This is a genomic window from Pseudomonas xantholysinigenes (genome assembly GCF_014268885.2).
Taxonomy (GTDB): Bacteria; Pseudomonadota; Gammaproteobacteria; order Pseudomonadales; family Pseudomonadaceae; genus Aquipseudomonas; species Aquipseudomonas xantholysinigenes.
Map to the genome: position 1 here is coordinate 4,571,681 of NZ_CP077095.1, position 17,137 is coordinate 4,588,817.

The window sequence follows — 17,137 nt, forward strand, 5'->3', positions numbered from 1 at the left end:
GCAAAAAAAAAGGCGCGAGTTCAACACTCGCGCCTTTCTTTGCGCCGGGCGGCGCAGGACGAAGCCTTACGGACGCTCGTCCACGCCCTCGTTCTTCACCGGCGGGATCAGGTCTTCGCTGTTCAGGTTCAGCCAGATCAGCACCACGTTGGCGATGTAGATCGACGAGTAGGTACCCGCCATGACGCCGATGAACAGCGCCAGGGAGAAGCCGAACAGGTTGTCGCCGCCGAAGAACAGCAACGCGGCGATCGCCAGCAGGGTCGATACCGAAGTGGCGACCGTACGCAGCAGGGTCTGGGTGGTCGAGATGTTGATGTTCTCGATCAGCGAGGCCTTGCGCATCACGCGGAAGTTCTCGCGCACCCGGTCGAACACGACGATGGTGTCGTTGAGCGAGTAACCAATGATCGCCAGTACCGCCGCGAGTACGGTGAGGTCGAAGGTGATCTGGAAGAACGACAGGATGCCCAGGGTCACCACCACGTCGTGGATCAGCGAGATGATCGCGCCCACGGCGAACTTCCACTGGAAGCGGAAGGCCAGGTAGATGAGGATGCCGCCCAGGGCCAGGAGCATGCCGAGGCCGCCCTGGTCGCGCAGCTCTTCACCCACCTGCGGGCCGACGAACTCGACGCGCTTGACCGTAGCTGGGTTGTCGCCGCCGATCTTTTGCAGCGCTGCGGCGACCTTGTTGCCCAGCTGCGCGTCATCACCCGGCATGCGCACCAGCAGGTCGGTGGTGGCGCCAAAGCTTTGCACCACGGCATCGTGGAAGCCGGAGCCGACCAGCTCGGTACGCACCTTTTCCAGGTCCGCCGGGCGCTCGTAGGTGAGCTCGATCAGCGTGCCGCCGGTGAAGTCCAGACCGAAGTTCAGGCCCTTGTGCCACCAGCTGAACAGCGCCAGCACGGTCAGCAGCACGGTGATGGCGAACGCGACATTGCGCACGCCCATGAAGTTGATGGTTTTCATCGCAGCTCCCTCAAACCCACAGCTTCTTGATGTCACGCCCGCCGCAGGTCAGGTTGACCAGTGCGCGGGTCACCATGACGGCGGTGAACATCGAGGTGAAAATCCCGAGGGACATGGTGACCGCGAAGCCCTTGACCGGGCCGGTACCCATGGCGAACAGGATACCGCCGACCAGCAGGGTGGTCAGGTTGGCGTCGACGATCGCCGAGTAGGCACGGTTGAAGCCTTCGTGGATGGCGCGCTGCACCGACATGCCGGCGGCGATCTCTTCGCGGATACGCGAGAAGATCAGCACGTTGGCGTCCACCGCCATGCCCATGGTCAACACGATACCGGCGATACCCGGCAGGGTCAGGGTAGCGCCCAGCAGCGACATCAGCGCCAGCAGCAGGACCATGTTGCCCGCCAGGGCGATGGTCGCCAGCACACCGAAGGCGCGATAGATGGCGATGATGAACAGCGAGACGAACAGCATGCCCCACAGGGACGCATCGATACCCTTGGTGATGTTGTCGGCACCCAGGCTTGGGCCGATGGTACGTTCTTCGGCGAAGTACATCGGCGCGGCCAGGCCACCAGCACGCAGCAGCAGGGCCAGTTCGGACGACTCACCCTGGCCGTTCAGGCCGGTGATGCGGAACTGGCTGCCCAGCGGCGACTGGATGGTCGCCAGGCTGATGATCTTCTTCTCTTCCTGGAAGGTCTGCACCGCGACTTCTTTCTCGACACCGTCGACGGTCTGCTTCTGGTAGCGGGTGACCGGCTTCTGCTCGATGAAGATCACCGCCATGCTGCGCCCGACGTTGCTGCGGGTGGCGCGGCTCATCAGCTCGCCGCCGTGGCCGTCGAGGCGAATGTTCACCTGCGGGCGACCGTGCTCGTCGAAGCTGGCCTGGGCGTCGGTCACCTGGTCACCAGTGATGATCAGGCCGCGCTCGACCGCGGCGGAGCGGCCGCCTTCGCGGAACTCGAACACCTCGGTGGTGGCCTTGGAGGCACCCGGCTCGGCGCCGAAGCGGAACTCCAGGTTGGCGGTCTTGCCGAGGATACGCTTGGCCTCGGCGGTGTCCTGCACGCCCGGCAGCTCGACCACGATGCGGTTGGCGCCCTGGCGCTGGACCAGCGGCTCGGCCACGCCCAGCTCGTTCACACGGTTGCGAACGGTGGTCAGGTTCTGCTTGATGGAGTATTCGCGGATTTCGGCGACCTTGGCCTGGGTCAGGGCCAGGCGCAGCACAGCAAGTTCGCTGCGCTCGGTGGTGGTCAGGTCGAAATCATTGAAATTCTTGCGGATCAGGCTGCGGGCCTGCTCGCGGGTCGCATCGTCGGCGAAGCCCAGCATGATGCCGCCGTCCTGCTGGGGCAGGCTGCGGTAGCGGACGCGCTCTTTGCGCAGCAAGGTCTTGACCTCGCCTTCGTAGACTTTCATGCGCGCGGTCATGGCCTTGTCCATGTCCACTTCCAGCAGGAAGTGCACGCCACCGGACAGGTCCAGGCCGAGCTTCATCGGGCTGGCACCCAGGTTGCGCAGCCACTGCGGGGTGGTCTGGGCCAGGTTCAGGGCCACGACATAGTCGTCGCCGAGGGCCTTGCGCGCCACATCCTTGGCTGGCAGCTGGTCTTCCTGGTTGGTCAGGCGCACCAGGGCACTGCCCTTCTCGCCCAGGCTGCCGCCCTTGACGGTGATGCCGGCATCGCCCAGCGCCTTGGTGACGCGGTCGAGGTCGGCCTGGCTGACATGCAGGGCGGAACTGGCGCCGCTGATCTGCACCGCCGGATCATCCGGGTAGAGGTTGGGTGCGGAATAAATGAAGCCGACCGCCAGTACCACCACGATCAGCAGGTATTTCCACAGAGGGTATTTGTTCAGCATCACGCCGCCCGTTCAAGACGCGGGGCGCTTTGCGCGCCCCGACTGGAAAAATGAAACCGGTAACTCAGATAGCCTTGAGCGTACCTTTTGGCAGGGTCGCGGCAACGGCGCCCTTCTGGAACTTCAGTTCGACATTGTCGGACACTTCCAGCACCACGAAGTCATCGGCGACCTTGACGATCTTGCCGGCGATGCCGCCGTTGGTAACCACTTCGTCACCTTTTTGCAGGTTGCTCAGCAGGTTTTTCTGCTCTTTGGCACGCTTGGCCTGCGGGCGCCAGATCATCAGGTAGAAGATGACCAGGAAACCGACCAGGAAAATCCACTCGAAGCCGGTACCGGCTGGGCCGGCGGCTGGGGCTGCTGCGTCCGCGTAAGCGGCGGGGATCAAGAAGCTCATTGGGCACTCCTAATGCTAATTTTCTAATAATGGATGCGAACAGTCAGTCCAAGGGCGGCACAGGCAGCCCGCGCTTGGCGTAGAAGGCGTCGACAAAGGCGGCCAATTTACCTTGTTGGATAGCTTCGCGTAAACCGGCCATCAAGCGCTGGTAATGGCGCAAGTTGTGGATGGTATTCAGCATGCTGCTCAGCATTTCGCCGCACTTGTCCAGATGGTGCAGATAAGCGCGGGAGAAGTTGCTGCAGGTATAGCAATCGCAGGTCGGATCCAGCGGCGATTCATCGTGGCGATGGAAGGCGTTGCGGATCTTGATCACCCCTGTATCGACGAACAGGTGGCCGTTGCGCGCATTGCGGGTAGGCATCACGCAGTCGAACATGTCGACGCCGCGGCGCACACCCTCTACAAGATCTTCCGGCTTGCCTACCCCCATAAGGTAACGAGGTTTGTCAGCGGGCATTTGCGCCGGCAGGTAGTCCAGCACCTTGATCATCTCGTGCTTGGGCTCGCCCACCGACAGGCCGCCGATGGCCAGGCCGTCGAAGTCGATGTTGACCAGCGCTTCCAGCGAGCGCATGCGCAGGTCCTGGTACATACCGCCCTGGACGATACCGAACAGCGCCGCGGTGTTGTCGCCGTGGGCATTCTTCGAACGCTGGGCCCAGCGCAGCGACAGCTCCATCGAGGTGCGCGCCACGTCGTGCTCAGCCGGATACGGCGTGCACTCGTCGAAGATCATCACGATGTCCGAGCCCAGGTCGCGCTGGACCTGCATGGACTCTTCCGGGCCCATGAACACTTTAGAGCCATCCACCGGCGAGGCGAAAGTCACGCCCTCCTCCTTGATCTTGCGCATGGCGCCCAGGCTGAACACCTGGAAACCACCGGAATCGGTGAGGATAGGGCCTTTCCATTGCATGAAGTCGTGCAGGCCGTTGTGTTTCTTGATGACCTCGGTGCCTGGGCGCAGCCACAGGTGGAAGGTGTTGCCGAGGATGATCTCGGCGCCGATGGCCTCGATATCGCGCGGCAGCATGCCCTTAACCGTGCCGTAGGTGCCCACCGGCATGAAGGCCGGGGTCTCGACGGTGCCACGGGGGAAGGTCAGGCGGCCACGACGGGCCTTGCCGTCGGTGGCCAGCAGTTCGAACGACATTCGACAGGTGCGACTCATGCTTGATCCTCTGGGCCGCGTGGCGCCGGATTGCGGGTGATGAACATGGCATCACCGTAACTGAAGAAGCGGTAACCGTGCTCGACCGCCGCCGCGTAGGCAGCCATGGTCTCGGGGTAACCGGCGAAGGCCGAGACCAGCATCAGCAGCGTGGACTCCGGCAGGTGGAAATTGGTGACCAGGCAATCGACCACATGGAACGGCCGGCCCGGGAAGATGAAGATATCGGTATCGCCACTGAAGGCCTTGAGCTCGCCATCGCGCGCCGCGCTTTCCAGCGAGCGCACGCTGGTGGTGCCCACGGCGATGACCCGCCCGCCCCGGGCGCGACAGGCTTGCACCGCGTCGACCACGTCCTGGCTCACTTCGAGCCACTCTTTATGCATGGTGTGGTCTTCGATCTTGTCGACCCGCACCGGCTGGAAGGTGCCCGCGCCCACGTGCAGGGTGACGAAGGCCCGCTCGACGCCCTTGGCGGCGATCTTCTCCAGCAGCGACTCATCGAAGTGCAGCCCGGCAGTGGGCGCGGCGACCGCGCCGGCGCGCTCGGCGTAGACGGTCTGGTAGCGCTCGCGGTCGGCGCCCTCGTCGGGGCGGTCGATGTACGGCGGCAGCGGCATGTGGCCAACGCGCTCGAGCAGCGGCAGCACTTCTTCGTTGAAGCGCAGCTCGAACAGCGTCTCGTGGCGAGCGACCATCTCGGCCTCGCCACCGCCGTCGATGAGGATCTGCGCGCCCTCTTTCGGCGCCTTGCTGGCGCGCACATGGGCCAGCACGCGATGGCTGTCGAGCACCCGCTCGACCAGCACTTCCAGCTTGCCGCCGGAGGCTTTCTGGCCGAACAGCCGCGCCGGGATCACCCGGGTGTTGTTGAACACCATCAGGTCGCCGGGGCGCAGGTAGTCGAGCAGGTCGGTGAACTGCTTGTGGGCCAGCTCGCCGCTGGGGCCGTCGAGCACGAGCAGGCGGCTGCCGTGACGCTCGGCCAGGGGGTGGCGGGCGATGAGGGAGTCTGGAAGTTCGAAGGAGAAATCGGCGACGCGCATGATGATGTTCGGTTCGACAGGGCCGGGAAGTTTAGCCCAATGCATGAAAATTGACCATGAAAGCCGATTGACCGACTTGGGCGACCTCTCTATACTGCGGCGCCACAAGCCCTGATGGCGGAATTGGTAGACGCGGCGGATTCAAAATCCGTTTTCGAAAGGAGTGGGAGTTCGAGTCTCCCTCGGGGCACCAAGATCCAGAAAAAACCGACCTTATGGTCGGTTTTTTTGTGCCTGGGATTTGCTACCAAATCTACCGCGATGGGGTGTTGCCCAACCCAGCTCAATGGAGCTCAAATAGAGCCCATACAGCTCACCGCACAATGTTTGCGAAGGTAGTCAGCCAATGAAATTGCACAACCGCCCCGTCGCGAGTGCCGATATTCCTGCCCTTTGCTGCTTTCCACACGGCCCAGACGAACTGTTCTACATGTTCCCCAAGGCCACCTACCCCCTAACCCCCGCACAACTGAACGACGCCATCGCCCAGCGCAGCGGCTCGACGGTGGTCGAGGCCGATGGCGTGCTCGTAGGCTTCGCCAACTTCTACAAAGCCGAACACGGCGGCATCTGCGCGCTCGGCAACGTGGTGGTGGCACCGGCGGCACGGGGCAAGGGCGTGGCGCGTTACCTGGTGCAAAGCATGATCGCCTTGGCCCGTGACCAGTTCGCCGCGCGAGAGGTGTGGGTGTCTTGCTTCAATCACAACACCGCAGGGTTGCTGCTTTATCCACAGCTGGGCTTTGTGCCGTTCGCGATCGAAGAGCGGCGAGCACCGGATGGCAGCCGGGTGGCACTGGTGCAAATGAAGCAAAGTTGGAACGAATAACCCTGTGGGAGCAACTGTCTTGCTCAACTGCTAAAGCTAGCGCGGTCGCTGTGGGAGCGGCTTCAGCCGCGAACACCGGCACAGCCGGTGCCAGACACTGCGTCGCTTGCTTCGCGGGCGAGCCCGCTCCCACAGAGATCGCGCCAGATTGCGCAATATCAGCCAGACAGTTGCTCCCACAGAGACTGCGTCACGCCCACAGCAGCCCCAAGCCCCATCAAGCCCTCACATACCGCTGGCGCAGCACGTCGCTGAAGGCATCCACCACCAACACCAACACCAACATGGCGATGATCACCGTGCTGGCCTGGGCCTCCTGGAACAGGCTCAGGGTGGTGTAGAGCATCTGCCCCAAGCCACCCGCACCTACAAAACCGAGCACGCTGGCCATGCGGATGTTGTTCTCCCAGCGGTACAGGCTGTAGGCCAGCAGCTGCGGCCACAGGTTGGGCAAGGTGCCGAAACAGAACGCCGCCACCTGGCTGCCGCCCTGCAGGCGAATCGCCGCCGCCGGCTCCGGCGGGGCGTTTTCCAAGGCCTCGGCGAACAGGCGACCGAGCACCCCGGCGGTATGCAGCGCCAAGGCCAGCGTGCCGGCGTTGGGCCCAAGCCCGGCAGCGAGCACGGTCAATGCCGCCCACACCAGCTCGGGAATCGCCCGCAGCGCATTGAGCAACAAGCGCGCCGCCCCTTGCAGCGGCCAACCGAATCGGCCGGCCGCCGGCAGTGCCAGCAACATGCCCAGCAGCATCGCCAGCAAGGTGCCAAGCCCGGACATCGCCAGGGTCTCCAGCGCGCCCCGGCCCACCGCGCGCAGGTGCTCGAGTGATAGGTCCGGTTGCAGGAAGCGCCCCGCGTACTCGGCCATCTGCCCCAGCCCGCCATCGCCGACCACGGCATGCAGGTCCAGCTCCAGGTAGGCGAACGAGGCCACCACCGCCACGACGATGCCCAGCAGCACCAGCAAGTTGATTGCCCGGTTCATGCCAGCCTCCCACGCAGGAAGCGGCTGAGCAGATCAGCCAGCACCACCAGCAGCAGGAACGCCAGCAGCATGCTCGCCACCTGGTCGCCGGCGAACATGCGCATCGACAGGTCGATCTGTTGCCCCAGGCCACCGGCACCGACGAAGCCCATCACCACCGAGGCGCGCACCGCGCATTCCCAGCGGTAGACGGTGTACGACACCACCTCGGCCGCGGCATTGGGCAGGATGCCGTAGCAGAAGGCCGCCAAGCGGCCGCTGCCGGCCTGCAGCAAGGCATGGGCCGGGCGTTGGTCGACTGACTCGAAGATTTCCGCATAGACCTTGCCGAGCATGCCGCTGTAGGTGATGGCGATGGCCAGCACCCCTGCAGTCGGGCCCAGGCCCACGGCACGGACGAACAGCAACGCCCAGACAATCTCCGGCACGCTACGCAAGAACACCAGCAAGCCGCGCACCGGCAAGCGCACGGCGCGCGACCAGAACCCCGGGCGCCCGCCGCGCGAGGCGGCGCGCAGCGACAGGGCGCGGCTGGCCAGCAGGCTGGCCGGCACCGCCAGCAGCAGTGCCAGGGCCATGCCGGCAGTGGCCACGGCCAAGGTCTGCAAGGTGGCCTGCCACAGCAGGCCAAGGAAGTCGTGATCGTGAGCCGGCGGCCAGAAACCACTGACGAAACCGGCCATCTGCTGACGGTTATCCGCCTGCAACAACACACCGGGGTTCAGTTCGCTCAATTGCAAGCCGGGCCACAGCAACGCCAGGCACAGCAAGGTCAACAACAGGCGAGGTAACGCTGCTGGGTCGCGGGCATCGGCACTCAGCATCGCGGGATCTGCACCGTCAGGGTCGCGCCGGCGCTGACCGGCGCAGCCAACTGTTCATTGGCGTACAGCGCATCCAGCAAGCTTTCGCTCACCGCGTCAGCCGGGCAATCGAAGACCACCTGCCCTTCGCGGATACCAATAATGCGGGGGAAGTGCGCCAACGCCAGCTCCACCGCGTGCAGGCTGGCGACCAGGGTCACGCCGTGGGCCTGGGCATGGCGGTTGAGCAGTGCCAGGCTGTGCTCGGCCAGCACCGGGTCCATCGCCGAGACCGGCTCGTCGGCCAGCAGCACCTGCGGGCGCTGGTACAGCGCCCGGGCGATGCCGACTCGCTGCAACTGGCCGCCGGACAACTGCCCGCACTGGACGAACAGCTTGTCCGCCAGCCCCAGTTCGGCAAGGGCCTGGCGCGCGCCCGGCACATCACTTGGGTGCAGCAGGTTGAGCAACCCGCGCAGGGTGCCCCATTGCCCCAGGCGCCCGGCCAGCACCGCCGTCACCACCCGCTGACGCGGCGGCAAGGGCGGCGCCTGGTGCACCAGTGCCACCCGTGCCCGCAAGCGTTGCCGCGCAGATGCCGACAACGCCCAGGGCTGGGCGTCGAGCAGCGTCAGTTGCCCGGCGCTGGGTTGCACGGCGGTGGCCATCAGGTGCAGCAGGCTCGACTTGCCCGCCCCGGACGGGCCGATGATTGCCACCCGCTCACCCTGGTCGATCCGCAGGTCAACGGTGTTCAGGGCCTGGACCTGGCCGTGGCGCAGGCTGGCCCCTTGCAGACGAATAGTCACTTGAGCAGGCCGGCCTCACGCGCGGCTTGCTCGGTGCCCTGGTAGTTCTCGGGCTGGGTCTCGATGAAGCGGCTGGCGGCCTGCAGGTCGAGGATCGCCTTGTCGGCAGGCTTGGCCGGGTCCAGGGCGAGGAACGCCTGCTTGATCTTGTCTTTGAGCGCCGGGTCCATATTGCCGCGCACGGTCCAGTTGTAGTCGTAGTAGGTCGGCGTGGTGGCGAACACCTTGACCTTGCTGGTATCGACCTTGCCGGCATCGACCAGCTTCTGCCACACGCTGGCGTTGAGCACGCCGGCATCGACCTTGCCTGCCTGCACCCAGGCCACGGTGGCATCGTGGGCGCCGGAATAGGCGACGCGGCTGAAGTAGCTCTCGGGCTTGATGTTGTCTTGCTTCAACATGAAGTAGCGCGGCATCAGGCTGCCGGAGGTGGACGAGATCGAGCCGAAGGCGAAGGTCTTGCCCTTGAGGTCGGCCAGGCTCTTCACGTCCGGGTTGGCGGTGATGAACTTGGAGGTGAACTGGGCGTCCTGCTCACGCTGCACCAGCGGCGTCGCGGTCGGGTCTTTCAGGTGCACCTGGACGAAGGTGAAACCGCCGAGCCAGGCCATGTCCAGACGGTTGCTGGCCAGCGACTCGACCACTGCCGGATAGTCGGCCACCGGCACGAACTGCACCTTCATGCCCAACTGCTGCTCGAGGTATTCACCCAACGGCTTGAACTTGCGCAGCAGCTCGGTCGGCGCTTCGTCGGGAATGGCGCTGACGCGCAGTACCTCGGCAGCCTGGGCGAAAACGGCGCAGCAGGACAGCGCGAGGCCGGCAGCAAGTGCCAGGGGGCGTTTGAACATGGGGGTTCTCCGGTTCAATAGCGGGGAAGGTGCGGCAAGACGCCGACGGAGTGGAATTATAAGAGGCGCAGGCGCAAAGGTCAGCTTTGCTACAATCGCCCATCACGAAAATCCGAGGTGCGTATGAGCGAGCCGATTCGTCTGACCCAGTACAGCCACGGCGCTGGCTGTGGCTGCAAGATTTCCCCCAAGGTGCTGGATGTGATCCTCGCCGAGAGCGGCACCCAGGCCCTGGACCCGAAACTCTGGGTCGGCAACGCCTCGCGCGACGACGCCGCGGTCTATGCCCTGGACGACGAACGCGGCGTGGTCTCGACCACCGACTTCTTCATGCCCATCGTCGATGACCCGTACGACTTCGGCCGCATCGCCGCCACCAACGCCATCAGCGACATCTACGCCATGGGCGGCGATCCGCTGATGGCCATCGCCATCCTCGGCTGGCCCGTCAACCTGCTGCCGCCGGAAGTGGCCCGCGAAGTGATCCGTGGTGGCCGCGCGGTGTGCGCCGAAGCCGGCATTCCGCTGGCCGGCGGCCACTCCATCGACGCCCCCGAGCCGATCTTCGGCCTGGCCGTCACCGGCGTGGTCAGCAAGCGCCACCTCAAGCGCAACGACACCGCCCGTGTCGGCTGCAAGCTGTACCTGACCAAGCCGCTGGGCATCGGCATTCTCACCACCGCCGAGAAGAAGGCCAAGCTGCGCGAGCAGGACCAGGGCCTGGCCCGTGACTGGATGTGCACCCTCAACACCCCGGGCAGCCGCTTCGGCAAGCTCGATGGCGTGCTGGCGATGACCGACGTCACCGGTTTCGGCCTGCTCGGCCACCTGGTCGAAGTCGCCGAAGGCAGCGGCCTGACCGCGCGCTTGCAGTTCGACGCCGTGCCACGCCTGTCCAGCGTCGACTACTACCTGGCCGAGGGCTGCATTCCCGGCGGGACCCTGCGCAACTACGAAAGCTATGGGCACAAGATCGGGGCCCTGAGCGACGACCAGAAGCACCTGCTGTGCGACCCGCAGACCAGCGGTGGCCTGCTGGTGGCGGTCAGCCCCGAAGGTGAGGCCGAGTTCCTCGCCGTGGCCCGGGAACTGGGCCTGGACCTGGCGCCCATCGGCGCGCTGGTCGAGCGACAGAGCCACGCGGTCGAGGTGATCTGATGCGCCCCGACTGCACCGAGCTGAAACAGCTGTTCCTCGACGATGTGCCGCTTATGGACATGCGCGCCCCAATCGAGTTTGCCAAAGGCGCCTTCCCCGGCGTGGTCAACCTGCCGCTGATGACCGACCAGGAGCGGCAGAAGGTCGGTACCTGCTACAAGCAGCAGGGCCAGGCCGCCGCCATCGCCCTGGGCCACCAACTGGTCAACGGCGTGCTCAAGCAGCAACGCCTGGACGCCTGGGCGGCCTTCGCCCAGGCCCACCCCGAAGGCTACCTGTACTGCTTCCGTGGCGGCCTGCGTTCGCAGATCGTCCAGGGCTGGCTCAAGGAAGCCGGCATCCAGTACCCGAAAGTCGTCGGCGGCTACAAGGCCATGCGTACCCTGCTACTGGAAACCACCCAGCAAGCCGTCGAGCAGTGCGACTTCGTGCTGGTGGGTGGGCTCACCGGCACCGGCAAGACCGACGTGCTGCACCAGCTGGACAACGTGCTCGACCTCGAAGGCCATGCCAACCACCGTGGCTCCAGCTTCGGCAAACGTGCCACGGCGCAGCCGGCGCAGATCGACTTCGAGAACACCCTGGCCATCGATGTGCTGAAAAAGCGCGACCGTGGGATAGAGCAGTTCGTGCTCGAGGACGAAGGACGCATCGTCGGCAGTTGCTCGGTGCCGCTGGAGCTGTACCAGGGCATGCAGCAGTACCCGCTGGTATGGCTGGAAGACAGCTTCGCCAACCGCGTGGAACGCATCCTGCGCGACTACGTGATCAACCTGTGCGCCGAATTCGTAGCGGTAAATGGCGAGGAAGATGGCCGTCGGCTGTTCGCCGAGCGCATGCGCCAGAGCATGGCCAATATCCACAAGCGCCTCGGCGGCGAGCGCTTCCAGCGCCTGTCCGAGCTGCTGGGGCAAGCCCTGGACGAGCAACTGCGCAGTGGCGATGTAAGCCTGCACCGGAGCTGGATCGAAGGCTTGCTCAAGGAGTACTACGACCCGATGTACGCCTACCAGCGCGAAGCCAAGTCGAGCCGTATCGAGTTTGCCGGCGATGGCGTGGAGGTGCGCGAGTACCTCAAGGCCCGGGCCAAACGCCAACAGCGCAGCGCATGACGGTCACTGCCCCGGGCTGAGAATTCGCTCCAGCTCGGCGGCGCGGTCCTTGCTCATGTCCATTTCGCACATCGCCCCTTCGATACGGTAGATGCTGCCGTTGCTCAGCTTGCCGTGGAACGCGCAGTTGCCGTCGCGGTACTTCATCCAGGTGCGTTGCACCTCGCGCAGGTCTTTCTGCTGCTGGGCGTCGAGCTTGGCCATCAACTGCTTGTACACCCGGTTGAGACGGTCATCCTGCAACTTGGTCTCGGCCTGGATGCAGGCGCCCATGGCCAAGGTACTGGAGGCCTTGTCCATGCACTGGGTGTAGGTGGACGAATAGTCGTCGGCCTGGGCGCAGGCCATCGCCAGCAAGGCACCGGCGCCGAGCAGATAGTGCTTGAACATGGGCATTCCTTTATTGGGTGATCGCGGCACAGCCTAGCACCTTGCCGCGCTTTCATTCACGCACAAGGCGGCGATCTGCGCGCGCAACCAGCGGTGCCCAGCGTCGCCATCGCGGCGTGGGTGCCAGGCCTGGGCGAAGGCAAAAGGCGCAATGGCCAAGGGCGGCGAAAACTGGCGCAAGGCTGGGTCCAGGCGCGCGCCGGCCAGGCTGCGGCGGGCGACGGTGAGGATCAGGTCGGTGCCGACGATCACGCCCTGGGCCACGCCCCAATGGGGCAGGGTCAAGGCGATACGGCGACGCTCGCCCAAGGCGCCAAGGGCCAGGTCGATCTCATTGTCGATACCCGCCCGCACCGCCACCAGCACGTGGGGCCGGGCCAACCACTGGGGCAAGTCCAGCCCGCCGCGCGCCGGCAGGCTGGCACGGTCGGCCAGGCAGACGAAAGACTCCTCGAACAGCACCTGCTGGGCCATTTCTCCCGGTAACTCCGGGAACACGCCCAGCGCCAGGTCCGCTTCGCCATCGATCAGCTGCCCGAGCATCGCCTCGCGGCTGCCCTGCGCCACCACCACATCGATGCCCGGCGCCTCGCGGCGCAGCAGGCGCATCAGCGCCGGCAGCACCACCCGCGCACCGTAGTCGGACATCGCCAGGCGAAAGGTACGCCGGGCTTTGCCTGGCTCGAAGCCAGGGCTGCCGAGCAGGCCATCGAGTTGCTGCAACGCCTGTTGCAATGGTTCGCGCAGGGCCTCGGCGCGGGCACTGAGTTGCAACCGACCGCCCCGACGCAGCAACAGCGGGTCGGCAAAGATTTCGCGCAACTGTGCCAGGGCGTGGCTGACGGCCGGTTGGCTGCGGTGCAGGCGCACGGCGGCGCGGGAGACATGTTGCTCGCTGAGCAGCGCGTGCAAGGTGAGCAACAGGTTGAGGTCGATACGGCGCAAGTCATCCATGGGGCGAATAAAGCCTGTGCGAAGTTCGAATTTCCATCATTGAAATGCATAACCGAGACTGAAGCCAGTGTTCAGACCAGGAGTACATCGCCATGCCCGCCAACCTCTTCGCCACCCTGCCCTTGCTCATTGCCGTGCTGGCTGGCGCCGCCGTGCCCTTCCAGGCCGGCAGCAATGCGGCGCTGGGTCGCCTGCTGGGGCATCCATTGTGGGCGGCGGGGGTGTCGCTGCTGGTCAGCCTGTTGATGCTGGTACCGGCGTTGTTGCTGATGCGCGCACCGTTGCCCCAGGTGCAGGCGTTGGCGCAGGCGCCGTGGTGGGCCTGGAGCGGCGGGATTGCCGGGGTGCTGTACATCACCGCCGCGCTGGTCCTCACGCCGCGCCTGGGCGCGGCGGGGTTCATCGTCTGCGTGGTGGCCGGGCAGGTGTTGTCGTCGTTGCTGATCGACCAGTTCGGCTTGATGGGGCTGCCGGAACGGCCGGTGAACCTGGCGCGCCTGCTCGGGGTGGGGATGATCGTGGCAGGGATGGCCGTGGTGCAGTGGGGGACGGCGCGCTAGCCTTGTACGATCACAATGTGTGGGGCTGCTCCGGCGGCACGATCACCTTGTGCGGCTCGAAGCGCAGCGAGGGCATTTGTGTCGCGGCATACAGCGTCACGCCCAGGGCCGCGATCAGGGCCACGTCGAGCCAGCGCCAGCCCGGCATGTCATCGGCCGAGCGCGCCTTCCAGCACCACCAGGCCTGCCCCGCGCAGAACACCAGCATCGCCAGCAACCACAGGTAAAACCCTGCGCCAAACCCGGTGAGATCCTGGAAGCCGTAGCTTTGGTTGTCGGGCAAACGCTCGATGGTGAAGCTGCTGGCCGCCAGGTACAGGGCCGCCAGGCCGAAGCCAAGGGCCAGCCGGCGAAAGCGCCGATGGGCCAGGATCGCCAGCGCCAGCAGGGGATTGGCGAACCATTGGTACAGGCCGAAGGCAATCCCCCAAGGCCCGTAGAGCAACATCTGCAACGCCGGCATGTGCCGCCCGGCGCCAGTCAGCGCGCCATCGAAGGCCAGGCTCAGCAGGTACAGCGCCAGGCTGCAGGTCAAATAGAAGGCAGGCAACCGCGAACTCCGTCAGTCCAATATCGAACGCCGACCATAGCGCACCCGGGCGTCAGGCGACAGGCGGCTCTAGTAGCAGGCCGTAAAGCCCCGAGTCAGACAACTCGCCGGCCACGCACCAGCGTGCGCGCAAGGTGCCTTCGAGGACAAAGCCCTGGCGTTCGAGGGTGCGTGCCGACCCCTGATTGCGCGGGTCGATTTCCGCCTCCAGGCGGCGCAGGTGCAGGGTGTGGGCAAGGTAGTCGATAAAGCAGGTCAGGGCTTCGTCCATGTAGCCACGGCCCTGGGCCGACTTGGCCAGGCAGTAGCCGATCTCGCCACGGCGCGAGCCCTCTTCGAGGTTGAACAGTTGGACCATGCCGATCAGCTCGCCATTGTCGCGGCGGTACATGCCCAGCTTGAGCAACTGGCCGGCGGCATAGGCTTCGCGGTCGGCGGCCAGGGCGCTTTCGGCTTCGGCCAGGGTCTGCCAGGGGGCGTGGTACCAGTAACGCATCACCTCGGGGTCGGCCATGATGGTCAGCCACTGCTGCGCATCGCCGTGGCGCATGGGGCGCAGTTGCAGGCGTGGGCTATCGAGGCACAGGTCGCTGGGGAAACTGCGGGGGTCGGGCACGCCGGGACTCCTGTCCGGTGGTGGGGAGGATGACAGTTTAGCGTCAGTGGGTACCCGGACGCACGCGTGCGAGATAGGCCGAAAGGAATGGTGGATAAAGACAGTTATCTACTCATACCCCCGATAGCGCCTGCCTCGGTGGCTCCAGGAAAATCTGTAACCCAAGCATCGGAAACATTGAGTAGCCCCCCCCCCGCGAAGCAGATTTCATTACTTGGAGTACATGAGCATTCCGAGCCCTGCTTCAACGCAGTATGGGCGGGTGCAGATACATTTCGTACAGAGCCTAGCACTTCTGCCAGGTGTCAGACATAAGGGACTCTGTTACATGTATTGATGCGTGGGTACAGTACAGACTACCCACACCGGTGTGACGTATTCAATCATTGAATTGCATTAACCTATGAGGGGAACTGCCATGTCTACTGAGGAAGCCAACCTCCAATTCCTGGAAAAACCGGAGATAGAAGAAGCGCTCAGCGGGGAGTTAGACTGGCACGCTCTAAATGGCAAAAATTTCAATGTCATCATTAAAAACCTCCCCTCCGACGCCGTCGACAAAGAACTGAAACTGACATGGCTGGGCACCACCTCTGACGAAGAAGAGCTAGACCCCGAACACAAAAAGCATCTCGTACAATGGCCTGACATCTTCAACGGTCTCAAGATCGAACTGGAAAATGATCTCGCAAAAGCTGTAGTGGGCGGGAGCGCGGTAATTGACTATGAAATCGCACCTAACCTCAAGTCCTATCCACTGGACATCACTGTGATCGATGGCACACCCGAACCAGAACTCAACGCCCCTGAAGTCATAGAAGCCATTGGCTCAGTTTTGAGTCCGGACCGAGTGAAAGAAGACGGGGCGACCGTAATGATCAAGACAGTAGCACCTATCGTGGAGGGTGATGAAATCCTGCTGACCGTCGTCGCAACCGATGGTACTGGAGCGCCTATTGAACTTAAACCAATGGCTGAAGCGGGAGCACAACATACAGCATTCAGCATTGCCAAGGGCCTGGTCGAAGCGATCGTCGGAGGCTCGCTAACACTCCGCTATACAATAAAAGGAGAAACCTCACCGACTTTGGAATTAAGCGTTGACTACGGAATCATTCCTCCAAAACTTGAAGGTGAACTACATCCACCGCAAGGCGCTCCCGTCAAGATAATCGTGCCCAAATACACGGGTATGAAGGGAGACAAGATAGCGATATCTATTGATCTGCCACACTTGAGCTATCGTTCATCGCAAAAAGAAGCCAGCAAGCTGGAAGATCAGGCATTTGAGATACCCTTTGGTGTTTTCATAGCCCCCCTGAGCACGACTGCAATCGTTCATTACCATGTCTGCCGCCAGATAGATGAGAACAATAAAAGACGTGGACCTCACACCCACTGAATATACAGATAATTGGTCACCGCACAAATTTAGCACCGCCAGCCTACCTGTCATTCGCAGACACCGCCCCCAGATATAATTTGTCTTACCATGGCATTAGCGTAGGCAGTAAGGTTCAGGTCTACTGGCATGCAGAGGGTAGCGCGCCAAGACAAACAGAGCTTACGATAACCCCTGATGGAAAATATTACTATGTATCCATCCCCAAGAACTGGCTGACGGCAGATAAAGGTAGAACCGTCTGCAGTAGCTACTCCATTCTTCAGAATAAAGATACTTCAAGACAGTACTCGCCCGGCGTGATTTTCCAAGCATAAAATCAGGGGGCGCTTGATAATGGTTTCTAGAGCAACCACCAGCATCCTTCTCACAGACAAGGGTGGCAGCCGTACGCGAGGTGAGAAGACCGTGTCCTGACACCACGGCCAGACCGAAGTCTGCGCGCGCACGGCTGCCATAATAGGCAACCTGAATCTGGACATGGACGGGCTTCTCACACCCGGTCGCCAAATGTGACGACCCAGTGACGGTACCCCTGATGTATTTCCCGGCCAATTCAGAGCCTTCCGGCTAGCGCGCAGGATAGGGCCGGAGCACTGGCTGGCTGAAGAATTTAGTTTCAAATTCGGAAATATCTTACGGGGTTT

Annotated in this window: 18 protein-coding genes and 1 tRNA gene; 6 read left to right on the forward strand and 13 right to left on the reverse strand. The window is 63.6% G+C overall.

Annotated elements, in window-relative coordinates; genetic code table 11:
• Nucleotides 1-66 precede the first annotated feature (66 nt).
• The 5 genes from secF to queA form a co-directional block, all read right to left on the reverse strand.
• Nucleotides 67-975 (reverse strand): protein translocase subunit SecF, encoded by a 909-nt coding sequence (gene secF / locus HU772_RS20470; RefSeq protein ID WP_186658776.1) that lies wholly within the window; start codon nt 973-975, stop codon nt 67-69.
• Between the two features lie 10 nt (nt 976-985).
• Entirely contained in the window at nt 986-2,848 is a 1,863-nt protein-coding gene (secD, locus tag HU772_RS20475) for a protein translocase subunit SecD (protein ID WP_186658779.1), read from the reverse strand.
• A gap of 64 nt (nt 2,849-2,912) precedes the next feature.
• A complete protein-coding gene (gene yajC, locus HU772_RS20480) occupies nt 2,913-3,248 on the reverse strand; it encodes a preprotein translocase subunit YajC (RefSeq protein WP_010223473.1) in 336 nt (111 codons plus the stop codon).
• A 43-nt stretch (nt 3,249-3,291) separates the two neighbouring features.
• A complete protein-coding gene (gene tgt / locus HU772_RS20485; protein ID WP_186659038.1) occupies nt 3,292-4,407 on the reverse strand; it encodes a tRNA guanosine(34) transglycosylase Tgt in 1,116 nt (371 codons plus the stop codon).
• 14 nt (nt 4,408-4,421) lie between these two features.
• Complete coding sequence (gene queA, locus HU772_RS20490) at nt 4,422-5,471, reverse strand: tRNA preQ1(34) S-adenosylmethionine ribosyltransferase-isomerase QueA (protein ID WP_186658782.1); 1,050 nt, start codon at nt 5,469-5,471, stop codon at nt 4,422-4,424.
• A 108-nt stretch (nt 5,472-5,579) separates the two neighbouring features.
• On the opposite strand from queA, the gene HU772_RS20495 reads away from it, so the two are divergent.
• Nucleotides 5,580-5,664 (forward strand) — tRNA-Leu (locus HU772_RS20495).
• 153 nt (nt 5,665-5,817) lie between these two features.
• The gene (locus HU772_RS20500; protein ID WP_186658784.1) at nt 5,818-6,300 is read left to right on the forward strand and encodes a GNAT family N-acetyltransferase; all 483 of its coding nucleotides are present in this window, start codon (nt 5,818-5,820) and stop codon (nt 6,298-6,300) included.
• Between the two features lie 217 nt (nt 6,301-6,517).
• Here the strand turns inward: HU772_RS20500 and phnE are convergent, their stop codons facing one another.
• The 4 genes from phnE to HU772_RS20520 are packed head-to-tail and all read right to left on the reverse strand — an operon-like array spanning nt 6,518 to nt 9,748.
• On the reverse strand, nt 6,518-7,285 hold the full coding sequence (gene phnE / locus HU772_RS20505; RefSeq protein ID WP_186658787.1) for a phosphonate ABC transporter, permease protein PhnE: 768 nt from the start codon (nt 7,283-7,285) through the stop codon (nt 6,518-6,520).
• Nucleotides 7,282-8,109, reverse strand: a complete 828-nt coding sequence (locus tag HU772_RS20510; protein WP_186658790.1) for a PhnE/PtxC family ABC transporter permease — start codon at nt 8,107-8,109, stop codon at nt 7,282-7,284. The genes phnE and HU772_RS20510 overlap by 4 nt, the downstream gene beginning before the upstream one ends.
• Entirely contained in the window at nt 8,103-8,897 is a 795-nt protein-coding gene (locus HU772_RS20515; RefSeq protein WP_186658793.1) for a phosphonate ABC transporter ATP-binding protein, read from the reverse strand. Before HU772_RS20515 ends, HU772_RS20510 begins: the two co-directional genes overlap by 7 nt.
• Entirely contained in the window at nt 8,894-9,748 is an 855-nt protein-coding gene (locus HU772_RS20520) for a putative selenate ABC transporter substrate-binding protein (RefSeq protein ID WP_186658796.1), read from the reverse strand. The genes HU772_RS20515 and HU772_RS20520 overlap by 4 nt, the downstream gene beginning before the upstream one ends.
• A 123-nt stretch (nt 9,749-9,871) precedes the next feature.
• Here HU772_RS20520 and selD point away from each other — a divergent pair, with 123 nt between their 5' ends.
• Together selD and mnmH are read left to right on the forward strand one after the other, a co-directional pair.
• Complete coding sequence (gene selD, locus HU772_RS20525; RefSeq protein ID WP_186658799.1) at nt 9,872-10,906, forward strand: selenide, water dikinase SelD; 1,035 nt, start codon at nt 9,872-9,874, stop codon at nt 10,904-10,906.
• Nucleotides 10,906-12,018 (forward strand): tRNA 2-selenouridine(34) synthase MnmH, encoded by a 1,113-nt coding sequence (mnmH, locus tag HU772_RS20530; RefSeq protein WP_186658802.1) that lies wholly within the window; start codon nt 10,906-10,908, stop codon nt 12,016-12,018. The genes selD and mnmH overlap by 1 nt, the downstream gene beginning before the upstream one ends.
• Before the next feature lie 3 nt (nt 12,019-12,021).
• Here mnmH and HU772_RS20535 read toward each other — a convergent pair whose 3' ends face one another.
• Together HU772_RS20535 and HU772_RS20540 are read right to left on the reverse strand one after the other, a co-directional pair.
• Nucleotides 12,022-12,408, reverse strand: a complete 387-nt coding sequence (locus HU772_RS20535; RefSeq protein ID WP_186658805.1) for a lysozyme inhibitor LprI family protein — start codon at nt 12,406-12,408, stop codon at nt 12,022-12,024.
• 33 nt (nt 12,409-12,441) lie between these two features.
• Nucleotides 12,442-13,362: a LysR family transcriptional regulator gene (locus HU772_RS20540; RefSeq protein ID WP_186658808.1), complete on the reverse strand. Its 921-nt coding sequence runs from the start codon at nt 13,360-13,362 to the stop codon at nt 12,442-12,444.
• Nucleotides 13,363-13,454: 92 nt separating this feature from the next.
• Between HU772_RS20540 and HU772_RS20545 the strand changes: the two genes are divergently transcribed.
• A complete protein-coding gene (locus HU772_RS20545) occupies nt 13,455-13,922 on the forward strand; it encodes a DMT family transporter (RefSeq protein WP_186658811.1) in 468 nt (155 codons plus the stop codon).
• Nucleotides 13,923-13,932: 10 nt separating this feature from the next.
• Here HU772_RS20545 and HU772_RS20550 read toward each other — a convergent pair whose 3' ends face one another.
• Both HU772_RS20550 and HU772_RS20555 read right to left on the reverse strand, forming a co-directional pair.
• Nucleotides 13,933-14,472 carry a hypothetical protein gene (locus tag HU772_RS20550; RefSeq protein ID WP_186658814.1) on the reverse strand — a complete coding sequence of 180 codons (540 nt, stop codon included), beginning with the start codon at nt 14,470-14,472 and terminating at the stop codon, nt 13,933-13,935.
• Nucleotides 14,473-14,524: 52 nt separating this feature from the next.
• Entirely contained in the window at nt 14,525-15,088 is a 564-nt protein-coding gene (locus HU772_RS20555; protein WP_134690010.1) for a GNAT family N-acetyltransferase, read from the reverse strand.
• Nucleotides 15,089-15,506: 418 nt separating this feature from the next.
• Between HU772_RS20555 and HU772_RS20560 the strand changes: the two genes are divergently transcribed.
• The gene (locus tag HU772_RS20560; protein WP_186658817.1) at nt 15,507-16,490 is read left to right on the forward strand and encodes a hypothetical protein; all 984 of its coding nucleotides are present in this window, start codon (nt 15,507-15,509) and stop codon (nt 16,488-16,490) included.
• Nucleotides 16,491-17,137 lie beyond the last annotated feature (647 nt).